This window comes from Mesorhizobium sp. USDA 4413, from assembly GCF_056280365.1.
In genome coordinates this window covers 3,918,069-3,930,347 of the sequence record NZ_JBVPRP010000001.1, presented here as the reverse complement: position 1 = coordinate 3,930,347, position 12,279 = coordinate 3,918,069, and the positions used below count along the sequence as shown (strand labels likewise).

General features: G+C 64.8%; 10 protein-coding genes. 3 read left to right on the top strand and 7 right to left on the bottom strand.

The window, feature by feature from the left end; all coding sequences use genetic code 11:
- Window positions 1-94: 94 nt before the first annotated feature.
- On the bottom strand, window positions 95-868 hold the full coding sequence (locus tag ACVMIM_RS19115; RefSeq protein ID WP_476113882.1) for an SDR family NAD(P)-dependent oxidoreductase: 774 nt from the start codon (window positions 866-868) through the stop codon (window positions 95-97).
- A gap of 193 nt (window positions 869-1,061) precedes the next feature.
- Entirely contained in the window at window positions 1,062-3,107 is a 2,046-nt protein-coding gene (locus tag ACVMIM_RS19110; RefSeq protein ID WP_476113881.1) for an oxidoreductase, read from the bottom strand.
- A 217-nt stretch (window positions 3,108-3,324) separates the two neighbouring features.
- Here ACVMIM_RS19110 and queF point away from each other — a divergent pair, with 217 nt between their 5' ends.
- Window positions 3,325-3,786 carry a preQ(1) synthase gene (gene queF / locus ACVMIM_RS19105; protein WP_476113879.1) on the top strand — a complete coding sequence of 154 codons (462 nt, stop codon included), beginning with the start codon at window positions 3,325-3,327 and terminating at the stop codon, window positions 3,784-3,786.
- Window positions 3,787-3,797: 11 nt separating this feature from the next.
- Here the strand turns inward: queF and ACVMIM_RS19100 are convergent, their stop codons facing one another.
- From ACVMIM_RS19100 to ACVMIM_RS19085, 4 genes are all read right to left on the bottom strand, one after another.
- Window positions 3,798-4,391 carry a YqhG/Tai3 family protein gene (locus ACVMIM_RS19100; protein ID WP_476113878.1) on the bottom strand — a complete coding sequence of 198 codons (594 nt, stop codon included), beginning with the start codon at window positions 4,389-4,391 and terminating at the stop codon, window positions 3,798-3,800.
- A gap of 4 nt (window positions 4,392-4,395) precedes the next feature.
- A complete protein-coding gene (locus tag ACVMIM_RS19095; RefSeq protein ID WP_476113877.1) occupies window positions 4,396-4,869 on the bottom strand; it encodes a DUF3828 domain-containing protein in 474 nt (157 codons plus the stop codon).
- 92 nt (window positions 4,870-4,961) lie between these two features.
- A complete protein-coding gene (locus tag ACVMIM_RS19090) occupies window positions 4,962-6,611 on the bottom strand; it encodes an ABC transporter substrate-binding protein (RefSeq protein WP_476113875.1) in 1,650 nt (549 codons plus the stop codon).
- Window positions 6,612-6,672: 61 nt separating this feature from the next.
- Window positions 6,673-8,223: a trimethylamine methyltransferase family protein gene (locus tag ACVMIM_RS19085; protein WP_476113874.1), complete on the bottom strand. Its 1,551-nt coding sequence runs from the start codon at window positions 8,221-8,223 to the stop codon at window positions 6,673-6,675.
- An 89-nt stretch (window positions 8,224-8,312) separates the two neighbouring features.
- Here ACVMIM_RS19085 and ACVMIM_RS19080 point away from each other — a divergent pair, with 89 nt between their 5' ends.
- Together ACVMIM_RS19080 and mutL are read left to right on the top strand one after the other, a co-directional pair.
- Window positions 8,313-9,215, top strand: a complete 903-nt coding sequence (locus ACVMIM_RS19080; RefSeq protein ID WP_278050516.1) for a LysR substrate-binding domain-containing protein — start codon at window positions 8,313-8,315, stop codon at window positions 9,213-9,215.
- Between the two features lie 45 nt (window positions 9,216-9,260).
- A complete protein-coding gene (gene mutL, locus ACVMIM_RS19075) occupies window positions 9,261-11,129 on the top strand; it encodes a DNA mismatch repair endonuclease MutL (RefSeq protein WP_476113873.1) in 1,869 nt (622 codons plus the stop codon).
- Between the two features lie 201 nt (window positions 11,130-11,330).
- Here the strand turns inward: mutL and ACVMIM_RS19070 are convergent, their stop codons facing one another.
- A complete protein-coding gene (locus ACVMIM_RS19070; RefSeq protein WP_476113871.1) occupies window positions 11,331-12,224 on the bottom strand; it encodes a DMT family transporter in 894 nt (297 codons plus the stop codon).
- Window positions 12,225-12,279 lie beyond the last annotated feature (55 nt).

Below are 12,279 nucleotides of genomic sequence, written 5' to 3'. Positions count from 1 at the left end.
TCCTCAGAAACACGGGAAAAGTATATACATGTATGTATAATGGCGGCCAGTATTTTCCTGCGCCCTGCCGCCAAGCTGGCCACCGCAAGCCGCTTCAGATCGAGGCAAGAAAACCCCCGTCCACCGGAAACGACTGACCTGTGATGTAGGCCGAGGCATCCGAGGCCAGGAACACCGCGATCCCGTGCAGATCCGAAAGATCGCCGAAACGATGCTGCGGTATTTTGGCCAGCATCGATTGCTGCCACGCCTCGTCGGCGTAGAACACTTCCGTCATCGCCGTCCTGAAATACCCGGGTGCAATGGCGTTCACCCTGATCCCGAGACCCGCCCATTCCGCCGCCAGCGCCCGCGTCATGCCGAGCAGGCCCGACTTCGACGAGCCGTAGGGCACAGCCGTGGGTATGCCGACTTCGGAGGTCAGCGAGCACAGGTTGATGATGGCGCCGGGCCTTCCGGCATCGCGCATGTGGCGGGCGGCGGCCTGGGCGCAGAAGAAGGCGCCCTTGAGGTTGGTATCGACAATGCGGTCCCAGAGCGCTTCATCGACATCGAGCGAAGGCCTGACCTCTTCCATGCCGGCATTGTTGACCAGGATATCGAGACCGCCAAGCAGGTTGGCGGCCTCGGCGGTCGCGGCGCGGCAGCGGGCGACGTCGGTAACGTCCAGGGCAATGGCATGCGCAACCCCGCCGGCGGCCCTGATCGCCGCCGTCGTCTCCTCCAGCGAAGCAAGGCTGCGCGCCGTGACGGCGACAGCGGCGCCGGCCGCGCTCAGCGCCTCGGCGATGCCGCGCCCGATGCCGCGGCTGGCGCCGGTGACGAGCGCCTTCCTGCCCGACAGGTCGAAGAGGGAAGCATTGCGCATGTCGATCCTCCTTGGCCTTGCCGGCCTGCCCTCGCTCGCAGACTAACCGATCCTTGGTTATACATACAAGCATATACAAATGCTTTTGGCGCCGCAGTGAACAGCCGACCGCAGAGGGCGCGGTACCCGCAACCGATACCCAACCCCGTACGGCGCTTTTCCTGCCGCCTCGATTTGAGCTGCGGCTTGTCAGTCAGATCCTGATCCCGAACCGGATGCCGTCATAGATGGCGGCGTGGATGTTGCGCGAGGCGACCGCGTCGCCGATGCGAAACAGCACGAAGCCACCTTCGGGATTGCGCGGCGGAAAAATCTCGCCGCCGCTCACAAGGCGCTCGTAATCGACCGCGCCGCGATTCTTCGACAGGGGCTTGAGCGACAGATAGAGATCGTCGAGCGGCGCGGTGCCATGCTCGACCACGACCTGGTCGACGCGCCGCTCGCCGCGCCAGCCGTCAGCGAAGTCCGACGCCAGCTCGGCAACGAGCTGGTTGCCTTCGCGCCGCACGGAGCGCAGCCTTGTGTTGATGGTGACGGTGACGCCTTTCTCGTGGAAGGCGCGCATATAGGGCACGTGGTTCATGCCGCCCATTTCCGGCGCGAAGAAGCGCTCCGGCGAGACCAGTTCCAGCTTCGAGCCGCTGTTGGCGATGAGTTCGGCCGCGCCCATGCCCTGATGGCCGCCATTATCGTCGTAGAGCAGGACATTCTCGGCCGGCTTGACGCTGCCGGCCATGATGTCCCAGCTCGACGTAACGAGATTGTCGCCGGCCGTCAGCGGCGGGTTCTGCGGCACGCCGCCCGTCGCCACGATGACCACGTCCGGCGACAGCGCCAGCACATCGTCCTTCTCGGCCCAGGTGTCGTAGCGGATCTCGACACCGAGGCGGTCGAGCTCGGCCAACCTCCAGTCGATGATGCCGATCAGCTCCTTGCGGCGCGGGTTCTGGGTCGCCAAGCGCACCTGGCCGCCTGCCTGGCTGGAAGCTTCGAGCACCGTCACCTGGTGGCCGCGCTCGGCGGCGACACGCGCGGCTTCCAGGCCGCCGGCGCCCGCCCCCACCACCACGACCTTTTTCTTTGGTCCTTCGCTCTTCGCGATGATGTGCGGAATGGTCGCCTCGCGGCCGGTCGCGGCGTTGTGGATGCACAGCGCCTCACCGCCTTCATAAATGCGGTCGAGGCAATAGGTGGCGCCGACGCAAGGGCGGATCTCATGCTCGCGGCCTTCCATCACCTTCTTGATGATATGCGGATCGGCGATGTGGGCGCGCGTCATGCCGACCATGTCGAGCTTGCCGCTGGCGATGGCGTGGCGGGCGGTGGCGACGTCGGAAATGCGGGCCGCATGGAAGGTCGGGAATTTCGTCGCCGCCCTCACCTCGCCGGCGAAATCGAGATGCGGCGATGAGCGCATGCCCGTCACCGGGATGACCTTGGTCAGCGACGCGTCGGTTTCGATCGTGCCGCGGATGATGTTGAGAAAGTCGACCTTGCCGGATGAGGCCAGGCGCCTGGCGATCTCGACGCCCACTTCCTTCGAGATGCCATTTTCAAAGTCCTCGTCGGCGACCATGCGGATGCCGACGATGAATTTATCGCCGACGGCGGCGCGCACGGCGTCGAGCACCATATCGGTGAAGCGCAGCCTATTGTTGAGCGAGCCGCCGAACTCGTCGTCGCGATGGTTGGTCAAAGGCGACCAGAAGCCGTCCATCAGATGGCCGTAGGATTCGAACTCGATGCCGTCGAGGCCGGCCGCCTGGCAGCGCTGCGCAGCCGCGGCATAATCGGCGACGATGCGCTCGATGTCCCAGTCCTCGATGGCCTTCGGGAAGGCGCGATGCGCCGGCTCGCGCACCGGCGAGGCCGACAGCACCGGCAGCCAATCCGCCTTGTTCCATCCGGTGCGGCGCCCAAGATGGGTGATCTGGATCATCACCTTGCAGTCATGCTCGTGGCAGGAATCCGCCAGTTCGGCGAGCCAGGGCACGATGCGGTCGTCATAGACATGCAGATTGCCGAAAGCGGCCGGGCTGTCGCGCGAGACGATCGCCGAGCCAGCCGTCATGGTGAGCGCCATGCCGCCCTTGGCCTTCTCTGCGTGATAGAGCCGGTAGCGCTCCTTCGGCATGCCGTCCTCGGAATAGGCCGGCTCATGGCTGGTCGACATCACTCGGTTCTTCAGCGTCAGATGCTTGAGCTGGTAGGGTTGGAGAAGCGGGTCGTTGCTGGTCATTGTCTTCCTGCCGTTCAAATTGTGCGGGAGGTGAGCGCTCCCGCTTCCATTTCACGCATCGGATTCATCCGAAAACCGCTGCGCACTTTTCGGTCCGATGCTAATGAGCGGCCAAACGCGCTGTGCCCGAGAGGACCGCAACGCTTCTTTCAACCTTCGTTTTCGCGCCCGCCGCCGTTGAACTGCGTTTCCAGCGGCCGGGAGCAAGGAGCCACCCATGACCGACGCCAAGAACCTCACCCAGCTCGGCAAGCACGTCGAGACGCCACAGAGCCCCGAACAGGCGGTCCTGGAGACCGTGCCGTTCCAGCGCGGCGACGGTCCGCCGGCGATCGTGCGCTTCACCTGCCCCGAATTCACCTCGCTCTGCCCGGTCACCGGCCAGCCCGACTTCGCCCACATCGTCATCGATTACGCGCCCGATAAGACGCTGGTGGAATCGAAGTCGCTGAAGCTGTTCATGACCTCTTTCCGCAACCATGGCGCCTTCCATGAAGAGTGCACGGTGATGATCGGCCGCCGCATCGTGGGGGCGACCAAGCCGCTCTGGCTGCGCGTCGGCGGGTACTGGTTCCCGCGCGGCGGCATCCCGATCGACGTATTCTGGCAGACCGGCGCGCCGCCCAAGGATGCCTGGCTGCCCGACACCGGCGTGGCGCCCTATCGCGGGCGCGGTTGAGCTGACCGCCATCATTCGCACTGGTATTGGCTCAGCGCCCACTCACCGGTGACTGACAGAAGGTCGGCGACTTTCCAGGCCCCACCGACTTTCTTCAGCTTCCATTCCAGCCGGTGCTGGTGGCCCTCGACGACGAAGGCGACCACCACCTTGGATTCGTCGCCATTGACGGCCTCGATGGTGCGCAGACTCTTGTCGATGGCGAGCTTGTCATAGTTGGCATTGTCCAGCGCCATGTTGGGATCGAGGCACTCGCCCTGCCCCGAGGCGCGCAGCGCGTCGCTCTTGTCGAGAACGGTTTTCGCCGGGTCGATGAAGTTCTTGCGCTGGGCGGGATCGAGCTCGAGACCAAGATGCTCGTAGAAGGGCTTGACCACCGCCGTGGGCGATCCGGGCAGGACAGGCGCGGGAGGCGGCAGTTCGGCCGGTTTGGTTTGCGCAGCCGGCGGTACGGCCAGCGGCGAACCGTTATCCGCTGGCGCATTGTCGCCGGATGAGGCTTTTGGCGGCGGCGCGCCGAAGAGCCCCTGCGCCGAGGCGCCGCCGCTCAGCCCCGCGGCCAGCATCGACAAGCTCGCCAGCGCGAGGACGAGGCGGCGAAGCACGGCATCACTCCGTCGAGGCGCCGCATTCCAGCGCGCTGAGCTTCCAATCGTTGGTCTTGGAGCTGATGTCGGCGATCTTCCACTTGCCGTCCAGTTTCTTCAGCGACCACACCATTTCCCTTTTTGAGTCATCGCCTTCCGGGAAGAGATTGAAGCTTGCCGTCACCTCGGCGGTGTCGCCATTGACGGCCTCGGTGAGCTTCAGCGTCTTCGACAGGGTCTTCTGGTCGAAATCCTGGGCGTCGAGGCCTGGGTCGAAGTCGATGCAGGACACCTCGTCGGGCTTTTCCTTCTGCGCCTTGTCGTTGGCTTCGAACAGCCTGGTGACCGGCTCGGTGAAACGATCACGGTATTTGGCGTCCGCCTCGAACTTCACCGCGGGCACGTAGAAGAACTTCACGGCGTTGGACGCAGGCCCGGCAAGCGCGGCGTCAGGCAAGGCAATCGAAAGGACAGCGGCAAGCACTATCGGCTTCATGCAGGTTCTCCGGGGTTCGGTGCGTGGCAGCACGCTTGCCACCACGCATCCTGCATATCGCCTTTTTTGCGGCTCATGAAGGCCAGGCGCGGTCAGGCATCCAGCCAGACGTTCTGGAAATCCATTTCGTAGGTCTGGTGCATCGAATAGTTCTTCACCTTCTTGTTCATGTGACAGTAGAGCTTCTGCCAGAAGGGCTGGACGATGACACCAGAGTCCTGCAGGATCGCCTCGACGTCCTTCATCACCTCCTTGCGCTTGGCTACGTCGATCTGCGACAGCGCCTCCTTGAGCTTGGCGTCGAACTCCGGATTGGAATAGGCCGTCTCGTTCCAGGCCTCGCCGGTGCGGTAGCCCAGCGCCAGCACCTGCACGCCGAGCGGGCGCATGTACCAGATGGTCATGGAATAAGGATATTTCGTCCAGTCGTTCCAGAAGGTCGAACCGGGCAGCACCGTCCGCTTCACCTTGATGCCGGCCTCGCGCAGCTGGCCGGCAATCGCGTCGCCGGTGTTCTTCTGCCATTCGTCCTCGACGGTGATCAGTTCATGCTCGAAGTCGGCCTGGCCGGCTTCCGCCATCAGCTTCTTGGCGCCGGCGGCGTCGCGCTGCTTCTTGGGCAGCGGGTAGTATTCGGGATGGATCGGGGCGACGTGATGGTTCTCACCGACCGTACCACGGCCACTATAACCGAGCTGCATCACCTGGTTGTTGTCGACCGCCATCTGCAGCGCGTTGCGGACCCGCTTGTCGTCATAGGGCTTATGCGTGATATTGGTGCGGGCAACGAGCGTCGTCGCGGTCGCGACCTCTGATTTCACCAGATCCATCTTGTCGAGAGCGTCGATGAAGTCGGCCGGCGTTTCGAAGTCGAGGTCGATCTCGCCGGAATCGAAGGCGTTCAGCGTGGCGTTGAAGTCGGTGCCGTAGTCGATGAACTCGACCCCGTCGAGCGGTGCTTCGCCGCCCCACCATTTGCCGTTCTCGCGGCGCTTGACGACAGCCTTCGACCCGACCGCGTAAGATACCAGCTCGAAGGCTCCGGTGCCGATCGGCTTCTTGATCGGATCGGCGCCGTCCTTGTCGAAGTCGCGATGCACGACCAGCGCCGGATAGTCGGTGAAGCCGGGAATGATGGCGATGTCGGGTTCGACGAGCTTCAGCTTGACCGTATGGTCATCGACCTTGGTGATCGCGCCATCCTTGGCCTTACCGGTCTTGGTGTCGATCAGCGCGCCGACACGGGCGGCCATGGAATTGCCGGAAGCCCCCTTCTCGCACCAGCGGTTCAGGTTGGCGACCACGTCATCGGCATTGAAGGCATCGCCATTGTTCCAGGTGACGCCCTTGCGCAGATGCAGCGTGTATTCGGTGGCGTCGTCATTGACGTCCCAGCTCTCGAGCAGGACCGGCTCGAAGGTGAACTGGTGCGTGTAGCGTACCAGCGGCTCCAGCCAGCAGCGGGTGACGTTCGCCATCTCTGTCCAGTCATAGGTGCGCGGATCCTTCTGCGCCTTGACCGACATCGCGACATGCAGCGTTCCGCCCTTCTTCGGCTCGTCGGCGAGCGCCTTGGTCGGCGCGGCAAGGCCGATCATGCCATAGGCGAAAGCCGTCGATGCGCCGAAGGCGCTTGCCAGCGCCAGGAATTCGCGCCGGTCGACACGCCCCGCGCGCGCCTCCTCCGCCATCGCTTCGATCGCGGCCGGTACCCGGTCGCCATTGCTTCTGAACAGTGTCATTCTCTTTCTCCCATTGGTTTGATCAGGTCTTTTCGCCCGTTTGCTTGGACTGTCGTCTCTATCAACTAATGCTGTCCGGCAGCCTTTCCTCGCGCCGCGCGATCAAATCCCTGAGACCTTCGGCAATGCCCTCGTCGAGCTTCGGCTCCTGGTAGTCGGCGAGCATGGCGCGCGCCTTTTCAAGGCCTCGCGTGTCATGGTCCTTCGCGCCTTCGGCAGTCCACTGCTCGAAGGAATTGAAGTCCATGATGTTGGGCATGAAGAAGGCGCTCTCAAAATGCTCGAGCGTGTGCTGGGTGCCGAGGAAATGCCCTTGCGGACCGACCTCGCGGATCGCCGCCATAGCGTCCTTGAAATCGTCGAAGGATACGCCGCCGGCGTATTTGTACCAGCCGACCAGCTGCTCGCAGTCTATGGCGAATTTCGAATAGCCGCAGGTGAGCCCCGCCTCCAGCCAGCCGGCCGAATGCCAGATGTAATTGGCACCGGAAAGGATCGCCGCATGCATCAGCATGTTCGCCTCGTAGCCGGCCTGGGCGTCGTTGAGCTTGGAGCCGACATGGAAGCCGGAGGTGCGCCACGGCAGCTTGTACTTCCTGGCCAGCGCGCCCATCAGATACATCATCTGCGCCGCTTCCGGCGTGCCGCCCATCGGCGCGCCGGTCTTCATGTCGACGGTGACCATGAACTGGCCATAGATCTGCGGCGAGCCGGGCCGGATGAGCTGGGTCAATGCCACGCCGGCAAGCGCCTCGGCGTTGACCTGCGCCACCGCACCGACGGCGGAGGCCGCGGTCGAGGCGCCGCAGAGCGCGAAGGGCGCCAGGATCAGCGGTTGGTTGTGGCTCGCATAGACCCGCATGGCGTCGATCATAGTGGCGTCCCACACCAGAGGCGAATTGCAGTTGGTGATCGCCACCAGCACCGGATTGTCGCGCACGAACTCCTCGCCGAAGACGATTGCAGCCATCGCCATCGTGTCCTCGGCCCGCTCCTTGGACGTCACGATGCCCATGAACGGCTTGTCGGAGTGCTTCAGCGCCGAGTGGATGATGTGGAGATGCCGCTTCGGCACCGCAATTTCCATCGGCTCGCAGATGACCGAGCTGGACGAATGTAGCGCCGGCGCCATATAGGCGAGCTTGTGGAAATTGTTGAGGTCGGCGAGCGTGCCGTAGCGGCGCTTGTTGTCGAGGTCGCGGACATAGGGCGCGCCATACATCGGCACGAAGATCGAGTTCTTGCCGCCGACGCGCACGGTGCGCTCGGGATTGCGGGCATTCAGCGTGAACTCCGCCGGAACCTTCGAGACCAGCTCCATCAAAAGCGCGCGATCGATGCGGACACGCGTTTGCCTGACATCGGCACCGGCGGCCTTCCAGAGCGCGATCGCCCCGTCGTCGCGGAATTCGCAGCCCACCTCCTCGAGGACCTTGAGCGATTCCTCGTGGATCAGTTCCACCGCCTCGTCCGGCACGATCTCGTAGGCGGGGATCTTGCGCACGAGGGTCGGGAAGGACGCGATCGGCGCGCTTCTCAGCGCCTTTCGGCCAAGACGGCCGCCGCCGCGGCGGTGGGTCTGTTCGGTCAATTCAACGGCCGGTGCGTTCATGGAGCCTCCTTCTTCCCGCCACTCACGTTAGCGAGACAAAATATGGCTGTGACGCTGGAAAATCCTGATCTTCTGTATAAGTTGTGCTTATGCGAAGCCTGCGCCACCTCCTGCCCTCGGCCGGCAGCCTCGTCGTTTTCGAAGCCGCCGGCCGGCTTTCCAGTTTCACCGCCGCCGGGCGCGAGCTCGGCATGACGCAGGCCGCCGTTTCCTATGCCGTGCGCGGCCTGGAGGAGCAGCTCGGCGCCAAGCTGTTCCAGCGGCGCCACCGCCAGGTGCTTCTGACCGAAGCCGGCGAGCGGTTCCATGCCGATGTCTCGCTCGGCCTGTCTCATATCCGCAAATCGGCGGAGGACCTTCGCCTGCAGGCGACCGGCGGGCATGTGACGTTAGCCGCCTCGACCGCTTTCGGTTCGTTCTGGATGATGCCGCGCTTGCAGCAGTTCCGCGACGAACTGCCGGGGATCGATCTGCGCATCCAGACCGCCGACCGCGACCTCGACATCATCGCCGAGGGCATACCGCTCGGGGTGCGCGGCGGCGTGCCGCGCGATTGGCCGGACTATCATTCGCTGTCGCTCTCCGACGAAGAGATCTTTCCGGTCGCGGGGCCGAGCTATCTCGCCAAATTCGGCATGCCGAAGACGGTAGAGGAACTGGCCACCCACCGGCTGATCCATCTCGAGGAGCCCTATCGCGAGGCGCCGACCTGGGACGAATGGTTCGCATCCGCCGGAACCAGCCTGCGCAATGCGGAGCGCGGCTTGCGCATCAACGACTATGCGCTGGTGATCCAGGCGGTGATGGAAGGGCAAGGCATCTCGCTCGGATGGCGGCATCTGGTCGAGCGCCTGGTGGCATCGGGGCTGCTGGTGGTGGTGACCGATCATGTCATGAGAACCGGCATCGGCTTCCACGTCATCTGGCCGAAGAACCGCGACCTCAGCGACAATGCACGCAGGGTCAGGGACTGGCTGGTGGCGCAGGCGTGAACTGCCCCCTCCCCCACGCCATTCGAATCCGCCTATAATCCCCTCATGCCCATCCGCCAGCTTTCCGAAACGATGATCAACCAGATCGCCGCCGGCGAGGTCATCGAGCGTCCGGCAAGCGTGGTGAAGGAGCTGGTCGAGAATGCACTCGACGCGGGTGCCAGCAGAGTCGAGATCGTCACCGCCGGCGGCGGGCTGAACCTCATCCGCGTCACCGATGACGGCTCGGGCATTCCCGAACGGGAACTGGCGCTGGCGGTGGCGCGGCACTGCACCTCCAAGCTCGCCGACGACATCCACGATATCCGCTCGCTGGGCTTCCGCGGCGAGGCGCTGCCCTCGATCGGTTCGGTCGCGCGGCTGTCGATCCGCTCGCGCACGGCAAGCAGCGACAGCGCGGCCGAGATCGGCATCGACGGGGGCCGTGTCTCGGCGGTGAAGCCGGCGGCCGCCAATCGCGGCACGACGGTCGAGGTGCGCGACCTTTTCTTCGCCACGCCGGCAAGGCTAAAATTCATGAAGGGCGAGCGCGCCGAAAGCTCGGCCACCAGTGACGTGGTGAAGCGCATCGCCATTGCCTTTCCCGCTGTCCGCTTCACGCTTGCCGGCGCCGACCGCTCGACGCTGGAACTGCCGGCAACGAGCGACACGCCGGAGGGCCGGCTTGCCCGCGTCGCGCAGGTGATGGGCAAGGATTTCCCGGACAACGCCATTGCCATCGACGCCATGCGTGACGGCGTGCACCTTGCCGGCCACGTCTCGATCCCCTCTTACACACGCGCCAATGCGCTGCAGCAATATGCCTATGTCAACGGACGGCCGGTGCGCGACAAGCTGATCGCCGGCGCGATCCGCGGCGCCTTCGCCGATGTGCTGCCGCGAGACCGGCACGCAGTGACCGTGCTCTTCCTGTCGCTTGACCCATCGACGGTCGACGTCAATGTCCATCCCGCCAAGGCCGATGTGCGTTTTCGCGATCCGGGCCTAGTGCGCGGGCTGATCGTCGGCGCCATCCGCGAGGCGCTGGCCGGCGCGGGCATCCGCGCGGCGACAACGGGGGCCGCTGGCATGATGGCGGCGTTCCGGCCGGGGGCGGCGCCCTACTCGCATCCCGGGTCGGCCAACGGCCATCGCAGCTATGAGGCCGCTTATCACGCTTCCGGCTCCGGAGGCTTCGATCCGCTGCGCTCGGCGCAGCGGCCGTTGGACATGGGCGAGGCACGGCCGCATCGGAACGGCTTCGCCGAAAACGAGCAGGCCGCCTTCGACACCGGGCCGCTCGCCAGCGCCGATGCGCGGGCCGGCACCGCCGAACCGGCCGAGCCGCTGCTCGGCACGGTGCTGGGCGCGGCGCGCGCGCAAGTGCATGAGAACTATATCGTCGCCCAGACCAGAGATTCGCTCGTCATCGTCGACCAGCATGCCGCGCATGAGCGGCTGGTCTACGAGGCGCTGAAGAATGCGCTGCGTTCGCGCGCGGTGCCCTCGCAGATGCTGCTTTTGCCCGAGATCGTCGACCTGCCGGAAGAGGATGCCGAGCGGCTCGCGATGCATTCGCAGACACTGGCCAAGTTCGGCCTCGGCCTCGAACGCTTCGGCCCCGGCGCGGTGGCGGTGCGCGAGACGCCCTCGATGCTCGGCGAAACCAACGTACAGCAGCTCGTGCGGGACCTCGCCGACGAGATCGCCGACAACGACACCGTCGAGACGCTCAAAGAACGGCTGGACAGAATAGCCGCGACCATGGCCTGTCACGGTTCGGTGCGCTCGGGCCGGCTGCTCAAGGCCGAGGAGATGAACGCGTTGCTGCGCCAGATGGAGGCGACGCCCGGGTCAGGCACCTGCAATCATGGCCGGCCGACCTATATCGAGCTCAAGCTCGCCGACATCGAAAGGCTGTTCGGGCGACGGTGAGTGCGCCAGGGCCCCTCGCCGAGCCTCCGCTTCGCTCGGCTGACCTCTCCACGGTGGGGAGAGGAGACTTTCAGCGCCGGCGCTAATCTCTTCTCCCCGACGGGGAGAGGGGTGGCCGCGTAGCGGCCGGATGAGAGGGTAGAAAAGAGCCGCTCGAAGCGGCTGTTTTCTTGAGTCAGAAAAAGTCTTCAACCATCTGGTCTACCTCTTCAAATTCACCACGATCACGCCACCCAGCGCTAGCGCACCGCCGAGGATACCGAGCAGGGACGGGACCTCGCCCAGCCAGAAGAAGCCGATCAAGGCGGAGGTCGGCGAGACGAGATAGAGGAAGTTCGAGGCGCGCGCGGCGGGCAGGCGGGAGAGTGCGGTCGCCCAGGCTGCATAGGCGATCAGCGAGGGCACGATGCCGAGATAGGTGACGGCACCGAGACCGGCATGGTCGGCGACGGCAGCCTGACGGAACGCCTCGGGCAGGAATGGCGACAGGCAAAGCGCCCCGAGCACCATGTTGGAAGCGGATATCGTCAGCGGATGATGGCGGGCAAAGAGCGGCTTCTGCACGATGGTGTTGACGGCTGAACACAGCGCGGAGCCCAGCACCAGCAGCGCGCCGGCGTTGAAATGCAGGCCTTGCCCGTCGGCCACCGCAATGATGCCGATGCCGGTGAAGGAGATCACCGTGCCGAGCCAGGCTATGCCGGAAAAGCGCTCGCCGAGCAGTGCCATCGCCATGATTGCCGTGAAGATCGGGCTGACATTGATGATGAAGCCGGCCGCGCCCGCCGAGACGGTGAGCTCGCCGAAATTGAGCATGGCGGTGTAGAGCGCGACGAAGATCGCGCCGCCAAAGGCAAAGCGCCACAGCTCGTCGATCCTGGGCAGCGCCGGGCGCTTCACCGCAAGGAAGATCGCCGCCGGCACGGCCGCGATGGCGAAGCGCAGCGCGCCGAGCTCCAGCGGCTGGAAGGCGGCAAGGCCGGCGCGGATCGCCGGGAAGGCGGAGGCCCAGCCGAGCACCGTCAGCGCCACCGCGACGGCCGCCGTGCCGTCCATGCGCTGTGTTTCATTCAACGTGCCGGTGTAAGCGCTCATTGCCGTAACCTCGTCTTTCTGTGCCATGGACGCAGAAGACGCCATTGCCGGCCAA

Excerpts from the sequence above, each read along its gene's own strand:
- ACVMIM_RS19070 (WP_476113871.1), bottom strand. The coding sequence starts at position 12,224 with ATGAGCGCTTACACCGGCACGTTGAATGAAACACAGCGCATGGACGGC.
- ACVMIM_RS19090 (WP_476113875.1), bottom strand. The coding sequence starts at position 6,611 with ATGACACTGTTCAGAAGCAATGGCGACCGGGTACCGGCCGCGATCGAA.
- mutL (WP_476113873.1), top strand. The coding sequence starts at position 9,261 with ATGCCCATCCGCCAGCTTTCCGAAACGATGATCAACCAGATCGCCGCC.
- queF (WP_476113879.1), top strand. The coding sequence starts at position 3,325 with ATGACCGACGCCAAGAACCTCACCCAGCTCGGCAAGCACGTCGAGACG.
- ACVMIM_RS19080 (WP_278050516.1), top strand. The coding sequence starts at position 8,313 with ATGCGAAGCCTGCGCCACCTCCTGCCCTCGGCCGGCAGCCTCGTCGTT.
- ACVMIM_RS19110 (WP_476113881.1), bottom strand. The coding sequence starts at position 3,107 with ATGACCAGCAACGACCCGCTTCTCCAACCCTACCAGCTCAAGCATCTG.
- ACVMIM_RS19115 (WP_476113882.1), bottom strand. The coding sequence starts at position 868 with ATGCGCAATGCTTCCCTCTTCGACCTGTCGGGCAGGAAGGCGCTCGTC.
- ACVMIM_RS19095 (WP_476113877.1), bottom strand. The coding sequence starts at position 4,869 with ATGAAGCCGATAGTGCTTGCCGCTGTCCTTTCGATTGCCTTGCCTGAC.
- ACVMIM_RS19085 (WP_476113874.1), bottom strand. The coding sequence starts at position 8,223 with ATGAACGCACCGGCCGTTGAATTGACCGAACAGACCCACCGCCGCGGC.